Consider the following 21,591-nt stretch of genomic DNA (forward strand, 5'->3'; position numbering starts at 1 on the left):
AACCACATGTCCCGCACACCCATCGACATCACCATCCCCGACCTGACCGGCAAGCGTGCCGTCGTCACCGGGGCGAGCGACGGCATGGGCCTGGTCATGGCCCGGCGGCTTGCCGCGGCGGGTGCCGAGGTCATCATCCCCGTCCGCAACCCGCTCAAGGGTGAGGCCGCGGTCGCCACGATCAAGCGGGCCGTGCCCGGCGCGAACGTCTCGCTGCGCAGCCTCGAGCTGTCCTCCCTCGCGTCCGTCGCCGCCCTCGGGGACACCTTGCGCGCCGAGGGCGACCCGATCCACCTCCTGATCAACAACGCCGGCGTCATGACCCCGCCCGACCACCAGACGACCACCGACGGGTTCGAGCTGCAGCTCGGCACCAACCACCTCGGCCACTTCGCTCTCGTCGCACACCTGATGCCGCTCCTGCGCGCGGGCGGTGCACGCGTGACCTCGCAGGTCAGCGTCGCCGCCCGCAGCGGTGCCATCAACTGGGACGACCTGAACTGGGAACGTGGCTACGACGGGATGCGCGCCTACCGCCAGTCCAAGATCGCCTTCGGGCTCTTCGGCCTGGAGCTGGAGCGCCGCAGCAAGGCCCACGGGTGGGGCATCACCAGCAATCTCTCCCACCCCGGCGTCGCACCGACCAACCTGCTCGCCGCCCGCCCTGAGCTGGGGCGCGCGCAGGAGACCGGCGGTCGCCGGATGATCAGCTGGCTCTCGGCACGCGGCATCCTCGCCGGCACGGTCGAGACCGCGGCGCTGCCCGCGCTCATGGCGGCGACCGACCCCCAGGCCAAGCCCGGCGTGCTGTACAGCCCCAGCGGGTTCGGCAACACCAGCGGTGCGCCGGCCGAGCAGCGGATGTACTCCCCGCTGCTCGGTGTCGACGAGGCCGCACGCGTCTGGGCCGTCTCGGAGCAGCTGACCAGGACGGCCATCCCGGCCTGACGCCTCGGACGGGTCCAGCACTCTTGCTGGGGAGCGAACGCACGCAGAAGCTCACCGCCCCGTAGCCCGGGACGGTGAGCTTCTGCGTGACGGCTCAGCGCTGGTGCTTGTCGTAGTCCATACGCATGCTCTGGAAGATGATCCGCTCGACGAGCTCGGGCAGGTTGTGGAACCGCTTGTTCTTGTCGATGGCGGCGATCCGGTCCATCTCCTGGGCGGTCAGGGTGAAGTCGAACAGCTCGAAGTTCGACCGGATGTGGGCCGGGTCCGTGGACCCCGGGATGACGATCGTGTCGCCCTGGAGGTGCCACCGCAGGACGACCTGCGCGGGCGACTTCCCGTGATTCAGGCCCAGCTCGGCGAAGAGCGGTTCCGCGAGCAGCTCCCGGTCACCGCGTCCGAGCGGAAACCAGCCCGCCACTACCGTCCCGAACTGCTCGAGGAACTCCTTCTGCTCGCACTGCTGGAAGTAGGGATGACGTTCGATCTGGGCGACGGCGGGCAGCACGGTCGCCCTGCTGACGAGATCCACCAGTCTCCGGCGGTTGAAGTTGCTGATGCCGATCGAACGCACCTTGCCCGCTCCGACGGCGTCCTCCATCGCTTTCCAGGAACCGTTGTAGTCGCCGTACTGCTGGTGTATCAGCAAGAGGTCCAGGTAGTCGGTGTCGAGCCGCTTGAGCGTGCGGTCGATCGCGGCCGACATCCTCGCGTACCCGGAGTCGGTCGACCACACCTTGGTGGTCAGGTAGATCTCCTCCCGCGGCAAGCCGCTGGCCCGGACGGCCTGGCCGACGGCACGCTCGTTCAGGTAGGTGTTAGCGGTGTCCACCGAGCGGTAGCCGACCTCGAACGCACAGGCCAGCGCAGGCCCGACGTCGGCGGAACGCACCTGGTTCATGCCGATGCCGAGCTTCGGGATCTGGTTGCCGTCATTCAGAACAAAGGTCTCCACGAGATCAGCCCGCCCGCCCGAACGTGACCCCGCCAAGCTGCTCGAGCGTGGTCCACAGCCTGGCCGCGACCTGCTGGTCCTCGGCTTGCTCAGGTATGCCGGCCCAGGCGGGCAGGCCGCTGAGCTCCATGAATCCGGCGGGGCCGTAGTAGGCGCCGGCCGCGGCCTGCGGCGACGTCGCGGCGTACAGGGTCGGCAGGGCACCTTGGGCGCCTGGCTGGTACAGGAACGGCATGTACCGGTGGTTGCGCCCCTCCGTGCTGTCCGGGCCGGGGCCGTCCGGGATCAGGTTGGTACGGGCGACGCCGGGGTGGGCCGCGATGGACGAGATCCCCCAGCGTTCCGCCGTGCTGCGCCTCTGCGTCTCGAAGGCGAGCATGAGGTTGGCGAGCTTGGAGTTGCTGTAGGCAGCCCCGTAGTCGTACTCGCGCTCCGCCTGCAGGTCGTCGAAGTTGATCGCCGCGGTGCCGGCGCGAAGGCTGGAGACCCAGACGACCCGCGGCGCATCAGCCGCGCGCAGCAGAGGCAGCAGCCGGGCGGTCAACGCGAAGTGACCGATGGTGTTCGTGGCCAGAACCCGCTCGAACCCGTCGGCGCTCAACTGGCGGCTTTGCTGCCCCCCGTCAGCGGCGTTGTTGACGAGAAGATCCAGACTCGTTCGTGAAGCGCGCATACGGTCCGCGAAACCAGCGACGGAGGCGAGGTCGGCAAGGTCGAGCGTCTCGAAGCGGATCGAAGCGCCGGGAACGTCGGCCCTGATGCGCCGGACCGCTTCCGCGCCCCGTTCCTGGTTGCGGGACGCGATCGTCACTTCCGCGCCGGCGCGGGCGAGCTCGAGGGCGTTGTGAAAGCCCAGGCCGCTCCGATCCTCCACGGGATAGCCGTTGCCGCCCGTGACGAGCGCCGAGAGCCCCTGCAGCGAGGGGACGTCAGCCGCCGTCCACTCGGGGATTCTCGGCAGACCCTGCTGACGCGAGGACATCTCCGGCCGGTTCGCCATCACGGCAGCCGTGCCGCCGCCGACGACCGCGACGCCCACACCGACCCCGACCAGTCGAACGAAGGAACGGCGGGACAATCCCTTCTTCTCGACCTCGACGGGACCGTTCTCACCTGGTGTGCGTGTCATGTCGGGAACTCTCCTGGTGTGGGCGCCGGGCGAGGACGTCGAGCGTGCCCCGGTCCTCCGCTGGGTGGGTGTGACCCGGTAAGGCTCGCGCGGCGGGGCGTCGGCATCCAGGACCTTGCGATCCGTGGATGGCCCAGCCGTGACGGAGTCCGGGCGACCTCAGCCTCGGATCGGCAGGTCCTGGATGTCCTTTGCCCCTGTGTCCAACCTGGGACCAGCACCGAGCCCTGAGACCACGCGGATGGTCCCGGCGCTGTCCTTCCCTGCCCGAAGCCGCGACCAGCCAGGAGAGACTCGATGAATCCAGACAACGATGCGGGACACGGCCGTTCGGGTGTGTCCCGGCGGAGCTTCCTGGGCGGTGGTCTGGTCGCCGCCGCCGTGACACCTCTGCTGAACGCGACGGCCGAGGCCGAGGCGGCGGAGGCGGCCTCCGCCACCGCGGACGGCGTGGCACAGGTGCTGGTGCGGGCCGCCGTCAACGGCGCACCGGTCACGGTGCTGGTCGACCCACGGGCCACCCTGCTCGACACGCTCCGCGAGCGGCTGGACCTCAAGGGCACGAAGAAGGGCTGCGACCGGGGCCAGTGCGGCGCCTGCACCGTCCACGTCGACGGGCGGCGGGTGCTGTCCTGCCTCACCCTGGCAGCATCGACGACCGGGCACAAGGTCACCACCATCGAGGGCCTGGCCGACGGCGACCGGCTCCACCCGATGCAGCAGGCCTTCATCGACCACGACGGCCTGCAGTGCGGCTTCTGCACCCCCGGCCAGATCATGTCCGCGGTCGCGATGGTCGACGACGAGGGTCCGGCCCGCTCGGACGACGAGATCCGCGAGCGCATGTCGGGCAACATCTGCCGGTGCAGCGCGTATCCCCGCATCGTCGACGCGATCCGCGACGCGCAGCAGGTGATGCGCTGATGCGGCCCTACACCTTCGCCCAGGCGCGCTCGGTGCGCGAGGCGGTCCGGGGCGCCGGACCGGAGACGGCGTTCCTGGCCGGCGGTACCACCCTGGTCGATCTGATGAAGCTCGAGGTGATGACCCCCGGACGCGTCGTGGACATCAACGGGCTCCCGCTGGACGGCATCACCCTGGACAGCAAGGGGCTGCACATCGGTGCGCTGGAGCGGATGAGCGACGTGGCCGCCGATCCCGCCGTGCGGCAGCACTACCCGATGGTCGCGCAGGCGCTGGAGCTGAGCGCCTCGGCCCAGCTGCGCAACATGGCGAGCATCGGCGGCAACCTGCTGCAGCGCACCCGGTGCGGCTACTTCCGTGACGTCACGACGCCGTGCAACAAGCGCGAGCCCGGCAGCGGGTGCTCGGCGCTGGAAGGGATCAACCGCGGCCACGCCGTCCTCGGCACGAGCGACGCCTGCATCGCGACCCATCCCAGCGACCTGGCCGTCCCGCTGGTGGCCCTGAGCACCGTGGTGCACCTGGCCTCGGCGCGGGGCACCCGTACCGTGCCGCTGGACACGTTCTACACCCTGCCCGGCGCCACGCCGGAGGTCGAGAACGTGCTGCGGCGGGGCGAGCTCATCACCGGCATCACGGTGCCCCGCTCCCCCTGGGCCGCGCACTCGGTCTACCTGAAGATCCGCGACCGGCAGTCCTACGAGTTCGCGCTCACCTCGGCCGCCGTCGCGCTCCAGCTGCGCGGCACCACCATCGCGCACGCCCGGATCGCCGTCGGCGGTGTGGGGACCAGGCCCTGGCGGCTGCCCGCCGTCGAACGTGCCCTGACCGGGCGGCCCGCCACCTCCGCCACGTTCGAGGCCGCCGTGACCCGTGCCGCGGACGGCGCCGAGCCGCGCGAACACAACGCGTTCAAGCCCGCGCTGCTGCGCCGCACCCTGGTCCGGGCGCTGACCGAGCTGCAGGAGTCCTGATGACCGCCCTGTCCGACGGTCCCCGTCCAGGCGGCGATCATGCTTGAGCTCGCCGCCGAGCTGCTCGACCGGGCCCGCCGCGGAGTCCCGTTCGTGACCGCCACCGTCACGGACGTGGACGGCAGCGCACCCCGGCAGCCCGGCTCGTCCCTGGTCGTCGACGCCGAGGGCGCGGTGCTGGGCAACGTGTCCGGCGGCTGCGTCGACGCCGCGGTCCACGAGGCGTGCCAGGAGATGCTGGCCGGGAACCACCGGCCCCGGGTCCTGCGGTTCGGCTACAGCGACGCCGACACGATCGGCGTCGGCCTGACCTGTGGCGGCACGATCGAGCTGCTCCTGCGCCACCATGACCCGGCCGCCGAACCATGGCTGGAGCAGGCGTTGGCGGACGCCGCCGCCGGCCGTACGGTGGCCGTGGCCACGGTCGTGCGCGGCCCGGACACCCACCTTGGCGCGGCGATCGTCGTGCGACCGGGGCGACCCGTCATGGGGACCCTCGGGGAGGGGCCTCTGGACCGGGTGGCCGCGACCCACGCGGCCGAGCTCCTGCATGCCGGGCGGACCGGTACCGTCGAGATCGGGGTGGCCGACAGCTACTGCCGGGAGCCAATGACGCTGCTGGTGGAGTGCAACACCCCCGCCCCGCGGGTGCTCGTCTTCGGTGCCATCGACCACGCCGCCGCGCTGGCCCGGCTCGGCGTGTTCCTCGGATACCGGGTGACCGTCTGCGACGCCCGGGCGACGTTCGCCACCGCGGAGCGGTTCCCGGACGCGGAGGTCGTCGTCGAGTGGCCGCACCGCTATCTCGGGTCCCAGGCCGAGGCCGGGCTGCTCGACCGGCGCACCGTCGTGTGCGTGCTCACCCATGACCCCAAGTTCGACCTGCCACTCCTCACCGCCGCGCTGCGGCTGCCCGTGGCGTACGTCGGGGCCATGGGGTCGCGCCGCACCCACGACGAACGCCTGGAGCGGCTCCGCGAGGCAGGCCTGAGCGATCACGAGCTCGACCGCTTGCACTCGCCCGTCGGTCTCGACCTCGGCGCCCGCACCCCGCAGGAGACCGCGCTGTCGATCGCGGCGGAGATCGTCGCGAACCGGCACGGCGGCACCGGCGTACCGCTGAGCACCGGGGTGCCGATCCACCGCGACGTCTCGTTCCCGCGCCCGCTCACCCACAGCAGCTAGAAGGAGTCACGATGCCCCGTTCCCCCGTAGGACGCGAGACCGACCGCGTCGACGGCAGGCTGAAGGTCACCGGTGCGGCCGAGTACTCCGGTGACTACCGCGCCACCGACCTCGCCCACGCCCACCTCGTCACCAGCACCATCGCCCGAGGCAAGGTCACCGGGTTCGACACGGCGGCCGCACTCGCCTCGCCCGGGGTGCTGCGCGTGTACACCGCGCCGGATCGCCGCCTGCCGCTGTACCTGGCCACCGGCCAGGCCGCCGGTTTCACCGAGAACTACCTCCCGCTGAACACGGACATGATCCACTTTCACGGCCAGGCCATCGCGATGATCGTCGCCGAGTCCCCCGAGCAGGCACGCGACGCCGCGGCGCTGGTCACCGCCACCTACGACACCCAGCCGCCACGCACCTCGATCGCGGACGAGCCGCGCGTGCCGGCCGGCCCCACCATCAGCGGTGCGCCGAGCAGCCTCAACATCCTGGCTCCCGGCGTCGGCTCCATCGACGCAGCGCTCGCCGCCAGCGACGTCGTGGTGGAGGCCGACTTCCACCAGAACATCCAGCACCAGGCCGCGATGGAGCCGCATGCGGTTCTCGCCGTCTGGCACGGGGACCGGCTGACCATCCATGCCGGCGCGCAGATCCCAGCGGCGTACGCGCTCGGGATGGCCCAGCGGCTGGGCGTCCTGCCGCAGAACGTCCAGCTGATCACGAAGTACGTGGGCGGCGGGTTCGGCGCGCGCGTCGTCCTGTGGAGCGACACGCCCTTGGCCGCCGCGGCGGCCAAGGAGCTCGGCCGGCCGGTCCGGCTGGTCCTCACCCGGGAGCAGATGTTCACGCTGACCGGCCACCGTTCGCACCTCACGCAGACCGTCCGGCTGGGCGCCTCCCGGGAGGGAGTGCTCAACGCCGTCAGCCACCGGAGCGTCGCCGAGCGGCCGACCACCATCGCCTTCACCATGACCCCGGCCCACTCCACGTCGGACGCGCTCTACCGCACGCCGAACCTGCACGTCGACGCGCAGCTGGCCGTCCTCGACATCCCCGGGAGCCGGGCGATGCGCGGACCCAACGAGGCCCCCGGGTCCTTCGCCCTGGAGACGGCGATGGACGAGCTGGCCGTCGCCACCGGCGTCGACCCGGTCACGCTGCGGCTGCGTAACAACGCCACCACCAGCCCCTCCACGGGCCTGCCCTGGTCGAGCAAGCACCTGGAGGAGTGCTACCGCGTCGGCGCGGAGAGGTTCGGCTGGTCCGCGCGCAGCGCCATGCCACGCGCACGCGTCGACGGACAGTGGCTGTACGGGGTCGGCATGGCCACAGCCATCTATCCGGCACACCGCCGGCTCGGGGTCGTCGTCCGGGTCCAGCTGCGCAACGACGACACCGCTGTCGTGTCCACCGCCACGTCGGACCTCGGCACCGGCTCGTGGACCATGGTGGCGGTCACCGGCGCCGACGCCCTGGGCATCCCGGTGCAGCGGGTCACCCCGGAGATCGGTGACACCGTCCTGCCTCCGGGGGCGCCCGCGGTCGGCTCCAGCGGCACGCATGCCACCGTGCCGATGGTCGTGGACGCCGCCCGGAACGTCATCGCCGAGCTCAAGCGGGTCGCCGTCACCGCGGAGCGGTCGCCCTGGCACGGAGCGGCGGTCGAGGACCTCCGCTACGAGCGCGGCATCCTGCACGGCCTCGGCCACTCGATGACCTTCGGCCGCCTGCTGACCGTCACCGGGTCGCCGGGCATCTACATGGAGTCCGCGCCGGGCGGCCAGCCCGTCCCCGGATACGTGCATCACAGCTTCGGTGCCCACTTCTGCGAGGTACGCGTCAACCGGTTCACCGGCGAGACCCGGGTCACCCGGTTCACCACCGTCGCCGACGTCGGCCGGGTCATCAACGCCAAGGCGGCCCGGAGCCAGCTCGTCGGCGGCGTCATCTTCGGCATCGGGCACGCCCTCCTGGAGGAGAATCACCTCGAGCTCCGCACTGGACGCCTCGCGAACAGCACGCTGGCCGACTACCTCGTGCCCGTGAACGCCGACGTCCCCGACATCGACGTGGTCATGCTCGACCGGCCCGACCCCGTCCTCACCGGGCCACTCGGCGACGGCAGCGAGGACGTCGGCACCCAGAGCCTCGGCGCCCGGGGCCTCGGAGAGATCGGCACGGTCGGCTCGGCGGCCGCGATCGGCAACGCCGTCTACAACGCCACCGGGATCCGGGTGCGCGACGTGCCCATCACCCTCGACAAGCTGATCGACCGCCTGTAGGCCCATCGGACAGCGGAACGGCTCCGGACCATCGGGTGGTCCGGAGCCGTTCCTGGTTCATGCTTGATGGCTTGCTCAGGTCATGGCTTGCTCAGGTCGCCGCGACGTGGTCCTGGTAGGCGGCTCTGCCGTCGTCGAGGGCGGCGATGAGGCCGCGGAACGCCCGGACGCCATCCTCCACCGACTCCCGCACCGCTCCGGGGACCTGCAGCTGGTAGCGACGCGCCTTCGCCTCCCCCGCCGCGAGCAGCGGCAGCACGGGGTTGACGGGCGACTCCGCGATGCCGAGCCCCGCGGCCGCCTCGCCGTGATAGCGGCCGGCCAGGGCGTTGAGCAGGTCGCGCCAGCCCGCGGCGTCCATGGGCGACTGCGGCAGAGCGGCGAGGTTGGTGGTCGCCGCTTCGAACAGCGCGCCGACCAGTGCGCTGCTGTTCTCGTCCGGTGCGGCGGACGTCGAATCGAGCAGGTCGAGGAGCTCGCCGGCCTGCTCGTGGCTCTCCGTGCCGAGGAAGAACTCCTCGTCCAGGCCCAGCAGGTGCCCCACGTACCACCAGTAGCGGTACAGGCGGGACTGCTCCTGGTCGGTGAGCCGGTAGCCGATGCCCTCGAGGAACGTGAACGGCACGACGGTGAAGTCCAGCCAGGTGCGCGCGACGTCGGCCTGATTGATGGGCACGCCCCATCGCTCGGTGTCCCAGCCGTGCGCCGTGGCCGAGGCCCGCACGCGGGCGTGCAGCAGCCGGACCTGCACGGTCTGCACGTAGCCAGGAGCGCCGTGACGCAGGCCGCCGGGCAGGACGACGGAGGCGTTCCACAGTCCGGTCTCGGCCAGACGACGTGGCGCCGTCGCGGTGAGCCGGCCCGTACCCACGAGCAGTCGCGCGATCGACGGCGAGCGGTACGTGTGAGCCAGCGAGCCGCCGGCGAAGGCGAGGCCGCGCCAGTGCGGCGGCACGGCGAGCGAGGTCAGGTCGCCCTCGTCCAGCAGCTCGGCCGCGACCCAGCCGGGCACGGTCTCGGCGTGGGCGAGCAGCGCGTCGACGGCCGGCGGGGCGTCCGGCACGCTCGCCCGGCCCTCGGCGAGGCCCCGCTGTAGCGCGGCGCGGGCCGAACGGCCGAGCTCGTCGAGCTCGACGACGACGGCGTCGGCGAGCGGGTCGCCCACCTGCAACGCCCGCAGCATGCTGTCGACTCGGTCGCCGTGGCGGTCCCGGGCCGCAGCGAGATTGACGGCTCGCTCGGGCACGGACGAGACACTCTTCGAAACGGTCATGCAGCCATCCAAGCCGCGTCAACCGGCGGCATCCACGGCCTCTTGATCCCCCTCTACTCCCTTGCGGCCGTCCAGGTGATGCGCTCGGTGACGGCGATCGAGTCGAGCGCCGCGAGCTGCCCGTCGGACTCGCGCCGTCGTGCCTCGGCCGCCGCCGGCAGCCAGACGGGGTTGTCCGAATGCAGTGGCAGCACGACGAGGCGCAGCTCGGCCGGCAGGCTGCCGAGCGTCCCCAGGTCGAGCCGCCACGGCGTGCCGTCCCAGAACCTGTCGGCGACGACCGTCCCGTCGACCTCGAGCAGCGCCACGTCGCCCGCCCATTCCAGATCGATGACGGCGTCCACGCCCGGTTCCGCCGTCCACTCAGGCAGCTCGACGGTCCAGACGGCGCCCGTCCGGCGCACGAGGTCGTGGCTCGGGGCCGCGCCGCGCGTGCTCGTGCCGCCATAGCTCGCGGGCACCTCGCCGGGCGCACGTTCCGCGACGACGGCGCACGCACCCGAACGCGGCTCCGCGCCCGGGCCGGCGAACCGCACGAACTGGCCTGACGCCGGTTCCCAGCGCTCGACCACACCCGCCGTCGCGCCGGTCGTCCGCGCGGCGAGCGAACCGTCCGCCGCGGTCCAGAGATCGTCGTCCGCGATCAGCAACGTGCGACGGCCGCCGCGGTCGAGCACCCAGGTCCGTGCCGCCCGGTCCGGCCCGAGAACGAGGACGTCGAGCGCCGTCCCGCCGGCGCGAACCTCCAGCAGCGCGCTGTCGTCCGCCGTCACCACCCAGGCTCCGTCGACGAGAGCGACCGCTCCCGTCCGCGCGACGACCTCCACCCCGGGATCGGCGAACGCGAGCGCCGGGTCGATGCCTCGTTCGGCACGGAGCACGAGGGTCGGCCGGCCGCCGCCGCCGTCGCCCCCATCAAGGATCGTGACCGCCGAAGCGGTCGCCCACTCGATCTCCGGCGCGCCCGCGAGGCGCAAGCCCACGGGCCAGCGCGCCATCGTGCCCGCTGGGATCGTCACCGGCGCGGTGGGGAGCTCGACGACACGGTCCGTGAGCTCGACGGCGAACCGGGTCGGCTCGGCGTCCCGCATCTCGACGTACGGCTGGTGCTGCCCGATCACGACGAACCCGCTGGTCCCGTCGCTGCGCAGCGCCCACCGCAGCGTGCTCGCGTCGTCCAGGTCCGCGGGCAGCGTCTCGGGCATCGACGCCGACATCGTCGCGACGCGGTCACCGAAGGCGGCGAGGAACGCGTGCTGGTCGCGCAGCAGGTCGAACGACGGCGACCTCGAACCCGCCGCACCGATCGGCGCGTGGAAGTCGTAGTCGAACACCGGGAGATCGTTGGGGTACCCGGTGGCGAGGGATTCCTGCAGGCCGGGGCCACGCCAGACGTTGCTGCCGCCGGCGTACATGTAGTAGCCCTGCCAGACGGAGCCGTTGCCGATCTTGGTGTGGGCGATCGCCGCGACGTCCGCGGGCTGGAGCACGGGCCGTCGGTGGTAGGACGCCGCCATGCCGCCCCCGAGCTCGCAGGTCGCCGCGGGGCCGCGGTGCCCGGACGACGTCGCCGGAGCCGGTGTGCCGGCGTCCTCGCGCTGGTCGGACCCGATACCGGGATCGTCCCAGACGTGGCCGAAGAAGTAGTGCGCCCGGAAGCTGGCGTCCCACGGGTGGTCGGACGGCACCCAGAACCCGTCGCCGTACCCGCCGTACAGCGGGATCACCTCGTCCGGCAGCTCGGCGCCGCCCCAGGCGGTCGCCGTCCAGATCGGTGCCTCGATCCCGGCCTCGCGGGCCAGACCGATCAGGGTCCTGATGTGTCCGGGCTGGTCGTAGAGCTCGTTCTCGATCTGCACCGCGACCACGGGCCCGCCCGGTCGGACGCGACCCGCCAGGTGAGCGCCGAGCGCGCCGAACCACGTGCGGACGACGTCGAGATAGCGGGGATCGTCGGTGCGGTGCCGGACGTCGAGGCGCTGCAGCCAGTCGGGCAGCCCGCCGTTGCGGACCTCGCCGTGGGCCCAGGGGCCGATGCGCAGGACGACGTCCAGCCCCGCGGCCTGAGCCGTGTCGATGAACGCGGCGACGTCGAGGCCGCCGTCGAACGACGCCTCGCCCCGCTGCGCCTCGTGATGGATCCAGATGACGTAGGTCGAGACCGCCGTCACGCCGCCCGCGCGCATGAGCCGGAGCCTGCGGTCCCAGTCGGAGCGGGGCACCCGGGAGAAGTGGAGCTCACCGGAGACGGGGATCACCGGACGGCCGTCCCTGCTGAGGTACCTCGGCCCTGCGACCAGGCGCCCGTTGGTGGCGGTGATCGCCTCGGACGGCGCGAGCGGTGCGGTCCACGCCTGGAACCGGCTCCGTGCGACGCCCGCGGCGGCGGCCAGGTGCATACCGTTCTCTCCTTCGAGCAGATGGGTGCTGCGGCCGAGCGAGCCTATCCCCCAGCCATTCTCAGTCGCCCAGCACACTCTCGATCCGTGTCGTGTGGTCCCTCCTGCAGATCGCGGGTCAGCCGGCCGACTGGCGCCGACGATAGGCACGCTGCTGACAGGCTCTCGAGCAGTAGTCCCGTGGCCGCCCCCGCCCTGCCTCGCCCAACGGCTTCCCGCACATCACGCACTTCGCGGCGCTATTTTCGTCACGCTTTACCTCACTCCCCTGGCTCTCGACGAGCGCCTGGACACCGTCGAGCGTGCGCTGCAGCCCGAACTCGAACGGGTCGATCGGCTCGTCCATACCGCCGCTCTCCCACAGCCTTCCCAGGGCCGGATAGGCGTCCATCCGCTCGAACAGGGACTCGCGTTCGCTCCACCAGCGCTCGTGGGAGATCCCGGTGCGGCGCTGAAGCTCCGCGGTCTCCCCCGCCTGGCGAGCGACCGACTCGACGAACCCGCCCACGAGATTCACTACCGCGATCACCTGAGCCGGCGCCAGACCGCCGCGTGACGCGACATCGAGCGCGTGGTCGTACCCGGCCATGATGTTCGGACCGGGCAGACGGCGGCTTCCCGCGCTGTGAACCAGCCAAGGATGCCGCTGGTGGATCACCCACGCCCGGCGCGCCCAGCGCTCGAGGCCCGCACGCCAGCCCAGCCCGTCCGCGGGCTCCAGGGGCACCTCCCCGTAGACGGCGTCCCGCATGAGCTCCACCAGCTCGGCTTTGCCGGGAACGTAGCGGTAGAGCGACATCGTCGTCGTGCCGAACCGTTCGGCGACCTTGCGCATGGACAGCGCCCCCAGCCCGTCGGCGTCCGCGACCTCGATCGCCGCCGCGACGATCCGGCCGAGGCTCAACCCCGGCCGGGCCGGTTCGCGCGCGCCCCACAAGAGCTCGATCGCACGTTCCGGATCCGGCTGCACGTCGTCTTCAGCCACCACAACTCCCTTGACGCTCGTCACACGATCCTGTTTAACTGATAAACCTCAGTATATTCCATAAATCAACTCGTGGGAGTCGCTTCATCATGCCCGAAAACAGGTTCTACGTGTCCCCCGACGGCCAGGACGACTGGCCGGGAACCTTCGATCGGCCGTTCGCCACCCCGCACGCGGCGCAGGGAGCCGTCCGCGCTCTCACCGCCGAGATGGCCGGCGACATCGTCGTCACCTTCCGAGCCGGTGTCTACCACCTCGAAGAACCGCTCGCACTCGACGACGCGCAGGCCGACTCCGGGACGAACGGCCTCCGGGTGGCCTACCAGGCACACGGCTACGGAACGGCCGACCAGGAGAAGGTCGTGCTCAGCGGCGGCCGCGAGGTCAACGGCTGGTCCGCCGGTGCCGACGGCGTCTGGACGGCTCCGATCGGCGAGCTGGAGCCACGGCGGCTCTCTGTCGACGGCCGCTCAGCGGCCCGGGCGGCCCGCACCGGACTTCCCGGAAACGTGACGAAAACACACACTGGTTACGTCACAGACAGCGTGGAGCCACAGTCGTGGCCGGATCCGTCAGGACTGGAGCTCGTCTACCCGGGCGTCTATCCGTGGGCAGAGGCTCGCCTGGCGGTCGCCGGGATCTCCGGAGACGGCTCCTCGACCACCATCACCATGGCCCAGCCCGCCTTCGACAACGCCAAGGCCCTCTACGACGCGAAGTGGTACGGCACGGAGGGCGACGGGACCTGGGACGGCCTCGCCGCACCGGCCGTGCTCGAGAACAACGTGGCCTTCCTCGGCGAGCCGGGCACCTTCGCCGTCGACCGCTCCGAGGCGGGCGGACACGTCCTCCACTACCGGCCGCGCCCCGGCGAGGAGATCGGCAGGACCACCGTGATCGTGCCGGTGCTCGAGACGATCGTCAGCGGGCAGGGCGTGCACGACATCGCGCTGCGCGGCCTCACCTTCGCCGACGCGCACTGGTCGGGCCCCACCCGCTCCGGTGGTTACCTGCACTATCACGGCAACGCCCGTCACGAGCGGGGCGGGTTCCAGAAGATCGACATGGGTGCCGACGTCGGCTACGTCCACGTTCCGGCGACGCCGACCCAGCTACCGGCGAACGTCGTCCTCGACTCGGTCAGCCGGATGGTCCTGGAGGGCAACCACTTCACTCGCCTCGGCGCCGGCGGACTGGCGATCGACGGCAGTACCGCCGTCTCGGTCCGGGGGAACGTCTTCGACGAGATCTCGGGCAGCGGGATCGCCGTCGACGGCTCCACCCGCGTGACCGTCGAGGACAACCTCGTCCATCACATCGGCAGCGAGTACCGCGGTTCGCCCGCCATCCTGGTCATCGCCTCCGAAGAGACGGCCGTGGCGCACAACGAGATCCGCGACATACCGCACAACGGCATAGTGATCACCGGCGGCGAGCGGGCCAGGGGCACCCAGGTGATCGGGAACCTCGTCGAACGGAGCATGAGCGCGCTGATGGACGGCGGCGGGATCTACCTGTCCGCGCCGCAGGGCTCGTCGTTCGCCGGCGGGGCGGTGGTCCGGGGCAACGTGATCCGCGATGTCCTGACGTCGTACAACTTCGGGCTCTACGCCGACTACGGCGCCGCGTGGATCACTGTCGTCGGGAACATCGTGTGCCGGGCCGACACGCCGATCGTGCTGCAGGTGGGCCCGCCGCTGGAGAACGTCGCCTTCGTCGGCAACTTCTGGGACGTCCTGCCCGACGGCTACGACGACCCGCCCAAGACGGTGACGGTGGCCGGGAACACGGTGCTGCCCAAGGAGAGCTTCGACGAGGCGATCAAGGCCGACCCGGCGGCCGCCGACATCCTCGCGCGGGCGGGACGGTGCGTCTGACACAGGGTGCCCTGGGGGCGCGGTGGGGAGCTATTCCCCGCCGCGGCCCTGGGTGGGTGGAGCCTTGTCCATATACGAGCGTTCTGATAGTTATGCCCCATGACTTCGACATCGAGCATCGGCGTGATGCTGCCGCGCGACCTTCCCGCGCACCAGGTACTGGACTACGCCCGAGCGGCCGAGCGCATCGGGTTCGACGAGCTGTGGGTCGTGGAGGACCTCGGCTTCCGTGGTGGTTTCACGCAGGCCGCGGCGGTGCTGGCCGCCACCGAACGCATCGACGTGGGTATTGGGATCCTGCCCGCGGCGTCGCGCAACATCGCCTTCGCGGCGATGGAGATCGCGACGCTCGCTCAGCTCTTCCCCGGGCGGGCGGTGGTCGGGATCGGGCACGGCATGCCGGGCTGGATGCGGCAGGCCGGGTGCTGGCCGGAGCGTCCGCTGACGTTCCTGAGCGAGTACACGGAGGGGCTGCGTGCCCTCCTTGGTGGAGACACCCTGGACGGCACGGTCGCGGGTTCGCGCGTGGAGGGCGTCCGGCTGGAGCAGTCGTCGCTGCCCGAGACCGTGCCGCCGCTCCTGCTCGGTGTTCGTGGGCCGCGGTCGCTCGCGGCGTCGGGGCAGGTGGCGGACGGCACGGTGCTGGCGGAGCCGGTCACGCCCGAGTACGCGGTCGCGGCGCGTGAGCAGATCGCGGCCCAGGGCGCGCACCGCGTCGTCGCGTACAACCTTGCCGCCGTCGACCAGGACCCGGACGTCGCCATCGCCACCGCACGGCCGGGCCTCGAGTGGATCGGGGAACCGGACTGGGCTCCGCACCTGGCTCCGCTGCCGTTCGCGGCGGAGTTCGCGGCGCTGCGTGCGGACTGCGCCACGCGGCACGAGTTCGTCGAACGACTGCCCGCGCCGTGGGTGCAGCAGCTCGCGCTCGCCGGTACGCCTGACCAGGTCCGTGCGCGGATCGACGGCCTGGCCGCGGCGGGAGTGACGTCGAACGTGTTCATACCCGCCGGTCCCGACCCGCTCGCCGCGCTGGAACAGCTCGCGGCCGTCCTGTGAACCGGCCCCGGCGGACCGACCCCGGCCGGCGGGAGCGGATCCTGGACGCGGTGCTGGACCTGATCGCCCGGGACGGTTCCGCCGGGGCGACCTACCGGTCGGTGGCGGAGGGCGCCGACGTGCCGATGGGGTCGATGACCTATCACTTCCCGACCCGTGACGACATGCTGCTGGCAGCGTTCGAGCGGCTGGCGGACCAGATGCACGGGCGTTTCGACCAGATCATGGCGGAGCCGCTCGACGGCGAGGACCCCCGCGAGCGGGTCGTCCAGCTCATCGTCACCCAGGGCGCCGGGTACGGACGGGACATGGTGCTGTCGGCGGAGCTGTACGCGCTGGCGGTACGCGACGAGCGCTACCGGGTGCTCATCCAGTCCTGGATGGAACGGTCCCGTGCCTCGCTGCGCAGGCACTTCCCCGCGGAGGCGGCACCGGTCATCGACGCCCTGCAGGAGGGCCTGGTGCTGCACAGCCACATCTCGACCGAGCCGTTCGACGTCGACCGGGTCCGCAGCGCCGTGTACCGCCTGATCGAACCCACGGCGATCTCTCGCGCCGAGGTTCCGGCGGAGGAGGCCCGGTGACCGTGCGCCCGACCGCGGAACGGCGTCGGACCGCGTTGTTCATCGCGTTCTTCGTCACGGGCCTGTCCATGGCGTCCTGGGTCTCGCGCACACCCGCGATCCGGGACGCGATCGATGCGAGCACTGCCGAGATGGGCCTGGTCATCGCCGGGCTGTCCGCCGGCTCGATGGTCGGCATCGCCGCTGCCGGCACGCTGGTGGCCCAGCGCGGCGCGCGGTTCGTCGTGCTGTGGGGCATGGTCGCGATCGTCGCCGGTGGCGCGACCGTCGCGGTCGGTTCGGGAACCGGGCTCGGCTGGCTCGTCGCCGTCGGGCTCGCGTCCTTCGGGTACGGGATGGGATCGGGCGAGATCGGCCAGAACGTCGAGGGCGTCGACGTCGAGACCGCGCTCGGCAGAGTGGTCGTGCCGGGCCTGCACGGGTCCTACAGCCTGGGCATCGCGATCGGTGGCCTGCTGGGGCTGGCCGCGAGCACGGTGGGGCTTCCGGTGGCCGCCCACCTGACGGCCGTCGCAGTGCTCACGGCTGGTGCGGCTGTCTTCCTCGTGCGGAACCTCGCACCGGCGGCCGGCCGGGAACCCGGCTCGGACCTGCGCCGCCGGGCGCCCATCATGCAGAGCTTCCGCGCCGCCGTAGCGGTATGGGCCGAGCCGCGCACCGTGGGCCTGGACCGCTGAGCCCGGCACGCCCACTCACGACAGCCTGCGGCTCCTGGAGCGGACAGGGCAGCGTCCCGGTGATCGGCCCCGACGTGCTGTCCCTGACGGCCTGACTCCGGCTGCTGTCACCCGACAAAGCCACCTGAGACGAAAGCAGTCGAGCGATCGCCACAGACTTCTCCGGTGATAGCACCCGGCCAGGCTCGGCCAGGAACCGGTGACGTCAGATACTGCTCAGGAGCCGGACGAGCGAGAAGGCGACGAACGCCACGACCGGCAGCATGAGGATGCCGAGCGCCGTCGCGTTGAGCACACGGTGATCACGCAGCAACGCTATGAACTCGCGCAGCAACGCGCTCGGCAGGTAATAGCGCGCGGTGCGTGCACCGATGGCATGCCCGTCGATGCCGAGCCTGCGGAGCAACGTGGCCGCACGGAACGCGTGATAGTCGTTGCTGACAGCCAGCAGCGGTCCCTCGACACCGGACTCGGCGAGCAGCGTCCGTGAGAGCGCGAGGTTCGCCTCGGTCGTCCTCGACGCGCTCTCGACGAGCATGCGCTCGGAAGGAGCACCGAGCTCGCGCGCGTACTCGGCCATCGCCTCCCCTTCGCTGCGCGGCTCGTCGGCGCCCTGGCCGCCCGAGAGCACGAGTACCGGCGTGTGCTGCTTGCCCTGGACCTCGACGCCGAGCGCGACACGCTGAGCAAGCAGCGGTGGCACCCGCCCTCCGACAAGCCCGGAGCCGAGAACCACGACGGCGGCCGGCGTGGCTGCTCGACGCGCGAGCCGGGCATAGACGAGCGACCAGCCGAGGTACGCGGCGAACGCCGACCCGAGGTAGGCGACCGGCGCGATCAGGAGCAGGAGCACGACTGCCAGCTGCAGCCAGCCCGTCCATATCGCAAGCACGCCGACCGCGAGCACACCGAGCATGGCGACACCTACCAGCAGCGAGAGCGCGTTCGCGAGAGACCGGCGTTCGCGGCGTCGCATCGTCATGCCGTTGATCACGAGCGCGACGCCCAGCGCGACACCCGCCACGAGCGGCACGGCAAGCATGAGCAGACCGCCGGCCAGGTTCCTTGTCCCGTCATCGAGCCCCGCGAGCGCGGCGCCGAGCTCGAGCACACCCCCTACCAGCCAGGCCACGAGCGACGTCGCCGCGAGGCCGAGCAGCACCCCCGGCAGGAGCCGCCGAGGATCGCGACGGGCGAGCACGAGACCGGCGCCAGCGAAGACGAGGGCGAGGGCGAAGGATCCGAGCACCGCTCGATCCTAGGGACAACCAGGTACGACGGCTCGCTGACGTCGTGACGGCAGGATCGTCGCTCGGGCCAGATGCTTCCCTGCTGCGCCACGGACCACGTCTACCGTCTCGCGATGTTGACCTTCAGCTTTATCTGCACCCGAGCACTCTCACGCGCCTTCGGCTGTGTTGAAACCTCGTCGGGATGTCTGGACAGACACTTGGCACAGTCCGGTGCTCGGATCCTGCAGATTTTCATCGCAGGCGCGGATGCCTGGGTGCTGGATGACCCAGCCGAGCGGAAGCTCAGCCTTGGCGAGCCCTACCTGGTAGCCAGCCATATGGCGGGTCCAGTCCTCTGATCTCCCGCCATCTGCGGGTGCCGGGTCCGGCGGGGAGCGTCAAGGATGGGGAGCAGGATCAGCCTGCTCATCGGACCTGACAGCGGGTGGCCGTGTCCACGTCGAAGAGCGCCAGGTCCCTGGACCCGACGGCGAACCGGAGATCACGCTGCTCATCCTCCGCCCGACCGGCGTACAAGGGGCCGTGGCCGGCATCTTCAACATCCACGGCGGCGGCATGATCAGCGGCGACCGCAGGACCGGGATGGAACTGCTCCTGCCGTACGTCGCCGAGGGCAACGCCGTCGCGGTGTCCGTCGAGTACCGCCTCGCACCGGAACACCCCGACCCCGCACCCGTCGAGGACTGCTACGCCGGGCTGGTCTGGACCGGAAAGCACGCGGTCGAGCTCGGTATCGACCCGGACCGGCTGATCCTCCTCGGCGGCAGTGCCGGTGGTGGCCTCGCCGCAGGGACCGCGCTCCTGGCCCGCGACCGCGGGTTCCCGGCGCTCAGCCACCAGGTACTCCTCTGCCCGATGCTCGACGACCGCTTCGTGACGCACAGCAGCCAGATGCTCGACGGCGAGGGCGTCTGGGACCGCAACGCCAACCTGTTCGGCTGGACCAGCCTGCTCGGTCAGCGGCGCGGTGGCCTGGACGTCTCGCAGTACGCCGCTCCGGCGCGCGCCCAGGACCTCACCGGCCTGCCGCGCACCTACATCGACACCGGCTCGGTCGAGGTGTTCCGTGACGAGGCCGTCGACTACGCGACCCGGCTCTCCCAGGCGGGAGTCAGCGTCGACCTGCACATGTGGGGCGGCGCGTTCCACGGCTCCGACATGGCGACACACGCGGCCGTCTCGCAGGCCTCCATAGCGACCCGGGACGAGTTCATCCGGAGAGCGCTCGAAGCCTGACGGGAGACCGCCTGCGGTTCGACGACCGCCCGCAGACCACATCCGTCTCGTCCAGGCCTGCATGACTATGCCCCCTCGGGAACCTGGCGGCGGCAGTCCCAGCAGCCAGGCCCTGCCTTCTCGCCACCTGCGGTCAGGGTTCACCCGCAGCCCGTGACCACCGAACCTAGGCCCCTTGGTTGACGACCAACAGGCGACGCCAACTTCCCGCTGAAGAATGACAGGTCCCCAACCGAGCCGGGCCAAGCCGGGCGCCATCCCGTTCGACCCGAACCTTCCTGCGCTGATGCGCCATATCCCGCTCGGCACCCTACGCCCAGGGATGACTTCCGCGATCAGCCGGGCCCGCGACCTGGCGATCGCGGACCCAATTCCCGCCGTCCGCCAGCAGCCAGAGATCCGAACGTTGCACGATGCGGACCGCCCCGCTAGTCTCATGCCAAGACGATTTGCCAATACGTTTTGGCGACCGAGAGTCTGCACCGCAACCTCAATGACGAGTGGAGTCCGGAGATGAAGTTTCGTATGCACGCAGAGGGCCGCGCCCGGCGCGCCCCCGCTGCCGCCGCAGCAGTCGGCGCCACAGTCCTCGTGCTGAGCGGCTGCGGCGTCGGCGGAGGGAGCACAGCCGAGCAGACCGCAGGCAGCAAGACGCTGACCGTCGTGGTCGAAGGAGGTGGCAAGGCCGAGCTTCAGCCTGTGGCCGACCTCTACCGGGAGGAGACGGGCACAGAGGTCAAGCTCGTCGAGCTCCCGTACGCCGGCCTCTACGACCGGGTGTCGTCGGAGCTGAAGGCGGGAGAGCCGTCGTTCGACGTCGCCGCGCTCGACGCCATCTGGCTGACGGCCTTCGCACCGGGACTCGCACCGATCGACGACATCGTCACCGACGACGTGCAGTCGGACCTGTTCGGTGGTCTCGTGACCGAGGCCCAGGTGGACGGCCACTTCGTCGGGATGCCGGTATGGACCAACTCCGAGATCCTCTTCTACCGCACCGATCTCTTCGAGGACCAGAAGAACAAGGCCGACTTCGAGGCGGAGTACGGGTATCCGCTCGCTCCCCCCACCACGTGGGAGCAGTACAAGGATGCCGCCGAGTTCTTCACGCGCGACACCGACGACGACGGCGAGACCGATCTCTACGGCACCGACGTCAAGGCTGCGGTGGAGACCGAGTGGCTGGCCACCGTGTCCCAGGCCGGCGAGGAGCACATGGTCCTCGATGCCGAGACCAACGAGATCACCATCGACGACGAAGCGCACAAGGCTGCCCTCGACTACTACGTCAGTCTGCTTCCGTACGCCCCCTCCGGGGCTGCTCAGCTGGACTGGGCGGGATCACAGAATCTCTTCTACCAGGGGCAGCTCGCGATGATGCGGTTCTGGGGGCATGCCTACCGGCAGACCCCTGACGACTCGCCCGTCAAGGACGACATCGGCGTGGCGCCCATGATCGGCGGACCGGGCGGCGTGGCCGGCGTCCCGGGCGCCTGGTATCTCTCGGCGCCGTCCACCGGCAAGAACCCGGAGGCGGCGAAGGACTTCATCCAGTTCGCCTACGAGCACAACGACCTCTCCGCCGACACGTCGCTGGGCCTCGTCGCTCGCAAGAGCGCCTTCGAGAGCAAAGCGGGAACGGCCGGATACGAGAACTATCCAGCGCTGGTCGCCACGCTCGAGTCGCCCCGGTCGCTGCCTCGTCCGGCAACCGAGAACTGGCAGGAGATCGTCGACTCGGCGCTCGTGCCGATGCTGCAGAAGGCGGTCGAGCCCGGCGCGGACACCAGCAAGCTCCTCGAAGAGGCCAAGGGTCAGATCGAAGCGATCGTCGAGTAGGCGATCCAGAGCTCAGGA

The 21,591-nt window shown here is 71.0% G+C and carries 18 protein-coding genes; 12 read left to right on the plus strand and 6 right to left on the minus strand.

From position 1 onward, the window contains the following. The first annotated feature begins 6 nt into the window (after positions 1 to 6). The gene (locus ACFO6V_RS17305; RefSeq protein ID WP_377137313.1) at positions 7 to 948 is read left to right on the plus strand and encodes an SDR family oxidoreductase; all 942 of its coding nucleotides are present in this window, start codon (positions 7 to 9) and stop codon (positions 946 to 948) included. Between the two features lie 94 nt (positions 949 to 1,042). Here the strand turns inward: ACFO6V_RS17305 and ACFO6V_RS17310 are convergent, their stop codons facing one another. Together ACFO6V_RS17310 and ACFO6V_RS17315 are read right to left on the minus strand one after the other, a co-directional pair. Then, entirely contained in the window at positions 1,043 to 1,903 is an 861-nt protein-coding gene (locus tag ACFO6V_RS17310; RefSeq protein WP_377137315.1) for an aldo/keto reductase, read from the minus strand. Positions 1,904 to 1,907: 4 nt separating this feature from the next. Then, positions 1,908 to 3,032 (minus strand): SDR family oxidoreductase, encoded by a 1,125-nt coding sequence (locus tag ACFO6V_RS17315; RefSeq protein WP_377137317.1) that lies wholly within the window; start codon positions 3,030 to 3,032, stop codon positions 1,908 to 1,910. A gap of 297 nt (positions 3,033 to 3,329) precedes the next feature. Between ACFO6V_RS17315 and ACFO6V_RS17320 the strand changes: the two genes are divergently transcribed. Genes ACFO6V_RS17320 through ACFO6V_RS17335 form a run of 4 tightly spaced genes read left to right on the plus strand, consistent with a single transcriptional unit; the run spans position 3,330 to position 8,391 of the window. Continuing rightward, positions 3,330 to 3,956: a (2Fe-2S)-binding protein gene (locus tag ACFO6V_RS17320; protein WP_377137319.1), complete on the plus strand. Its 627-nt coding sequence runs from the start codon at positions 3,330 to 3,332 to the stop codon at positions 3,954 to 3,956. After that, positions 3,956 to 4,930 carry an FAD binding domain-containing protein gene (locus ACFO6V_RS17325; protein ID WP_377137321.1) on the plus strand — a complete coding sequence of 325 codons (975 nt, stop codon included), beginning with the start codon at positions 3,956 to 3,958 and terminating at the stop codon, positions 4,928 to 4,930. The genes ACFO6V_RS17320 and ACFO6V_RS17325 overlap by 1 nt, the downstream gene beginning before the upstream one ends. Positions 4,931 to 4,969: 39 nt before the next feature. Then, complete coding sequence (locus tag ACFO6V_RS17330; RefSeq protein ID WP_377137323.1) at positions 4,970 to 6,115, plus strand: XdhC family protein; 1,146 nt, start codon at positions 4,970 to 4,972, stop codon at positions 6,113 to 6,115. A gap of 11 nt (positions 6,116 to 6,126) precedes the next feature. Then, positions 6,127 to 8,391 carry a xanthine dehydrogenase family protein molybdopterin-binding subunit gene (locus ACFO6V_RS17335; RefSeq protein ID WP_377137325.1) on the plus strand — a complete coding sequence of 755 codons (2,265 nt, stop codon included), beginning with the start codon at positions 6,127 to 6,129 and terminating at the stop codon, positions 8,389 to 8,391. 91 nt (positions 8,392 to 8,482) lie between these two features. Here the strand turns inward: ACFO6V_RS17335 and ACFO6V_RS17340 are convergent, their stop codons facing one another. From ACFO6V_RS17340 to ACFO6V_RS17350, 3 genes are all read right to left on the minus strand, one after another. After that, complete coding sequence (locus tag ACFO6V_RS17340; RefSeq protein WP_377137327.1) at positions 8,483 to 9,664, minus strand: oxygenase MpaB family protein; 1,182 nt, start codon at positions 9,662 to 9,664, stop codon at positions 8,483 to 8,485. Positions 9,665 to 9,717: 53 nt separating this feature from the next. Next, positions 9,718 to 12,063, minus strand: coding sequence for a beta-galactosidase (locus tag ACFO6V_RS17345; protein WP_377137329.1), 2,346 nt, complete (start codon positions 12,061 to 12,063; stop codon positions 9,718 to 9,720). Positions 12,064 to 12,181: 118 nt separating this feature from the next. After that, positions 12,182 to 13,048, minus strand: a complete 867-nt coding sequence (locus ACFO6V_RS17350) for a TetR/AcrR family transcriptional regulator (RefSeq protein WP_377137331.1) — start codon at positions 13,046 to 13,048, stop codon at positions 12,182 to 12,184. An 89-nt stretch (positions 13,049 to 13,137) separates the two neighbouring features. On the opposite strand from ACFO6V_RS17350, the gene ACFO6V_RS17355 reads away from it, so the two are divergent. From ACFO6V_RS17355 to ACFO6V_RS17370, 4 genes are all read left to right on the plus strand, one after another. Next, entirely contained in the window at positions 13,138 to 14,925 is a 1,788-nt protein-coding gene (locus tag ACFO6V_RS17355; RefSeq protein ID WP_377137333.1) for a right-handed parallel beta-helix repeat-containing protein, read from the plus strand. Between the two features lie 99 nt (positions 14,926 to 15,024). Beyond that, positions 15,025 to 15,984, plus strand: coding sequence for an LLM class flavin-dependent oxidoreductase (locus ACFO6V_RS17360; RefSeq protein ID WP_377137335.1), 960 nt, complete (start codon positions 15,025 to 15,027; stop codon positions 15,982 to 15,984). Beyond that, positions 15,981 to 16,568: a TetR/AcrR family transcriptional regulator gene (locus ACFO6V_RS17365; protein WP_377137337.1), complete on the plus strand. Its 588-nt coding sequence runs from the start codon at positions 15,981 to 15,983 to the stop codon at positions 16,566 to 16,568. Before ACFO6V_RS17360 ends, ACFO6V_RS17365 begins: the two co-directional genes overlap by 4 nt. Continuing rightward, positions 16,565 to 17,245, plus strand: a complete 681-nt coding sequence (locus tag ACFO6V_RS17370; protein ID WP_377137339.1) for an MFS transporter — start codon at positions 16,565 to 16,567, stop codon at positions 17,243 to 17,245. Before ACFO6V_RS17365 ends, ACFO6V_RS17370 begins: the two co-directional genes overlap by 4 nt. Positions 17,246 to 17,450: 205 nt before the next feature. Here the strand turns inward: ACFO6V_RS17370 and ACFO6V_RS17375 are convergent, their stop codons facing one another. After that, the gene (locus tag ACFO6V_RS17375) at positions 17,451 to 18,494 is read right to left on the minus strand and encodes a YdcF family protein (protein WP_377137341.1); all 1,044 of its coding nucleotides are present in this window, start codon (positions 18,492 to 18,494) and stop codon (positions 17,451 to 17,453) included. Positions 18,495 to 18,608: 114 nt separating this feature from the next. On the opposite strand from ACFO6V_RS17375, the gene ACFO6V_RS17380 reads away from it, so the two are divergent. The 3 genes from ACFO6V_RS17380 to ACFO6V_RS17390 all read left to right on the plus strand — a co-directional run bounded on the left by ACFO6V_RS17380 (position 18,609) and on the right by ACFO6V_RS17390 (position 21,573). Further along, positions 18,609 to 18,836: a hypothetical protein gene (locus ACFO6V_RS17380; protein ID WP_377137343.1), complete on the plus strand. Its 228-nt coding sequence runs from the start codon at positions 18,609 to 18,611 to the stop codon at positions 18,834 to 18,836. Between the two features lie 154 nt (positions 18,837 to 18,990). Beyond that, positions 18,991 to 19,734 carry an alpha/beta hydrolase gene (locus tag ACFO6V_RS17385; protein WP_377138165.1) on the plus strand — a complete coding sequence of 248 codons (744 nt, stop codon included), beginning with the start codon at positions 18,991 to 18,993 and terminating at the stop codon, positions 19,732 to 19,734. Positions 19,735 to 20,247: 513 nt separating this feature from the next. Then, positions 20,248 to 21,573: an ABC transporter substrate-binding protein gene (locus ACFO6V_RS17390; protein ID WP_377137345.1), complete on the plus strand. Its 1,326-nt coding sequence runs from the start codon at positions 20,248 to 20,250 to the stop codon at positions 21,571 to 21,573. Positions 21,574 to 21,591 lie beyond the last annotated feature (18 nt).

This window comes from Promicromonospora alba (genome assembly GCF_042654905.1).
Classification (GTDB): Bacteria; Actinomycetota; Actinomycetes; order Actinomycetales; family Cellulomonadaceae; genus Promicromonospora; species Promicromonospora alba.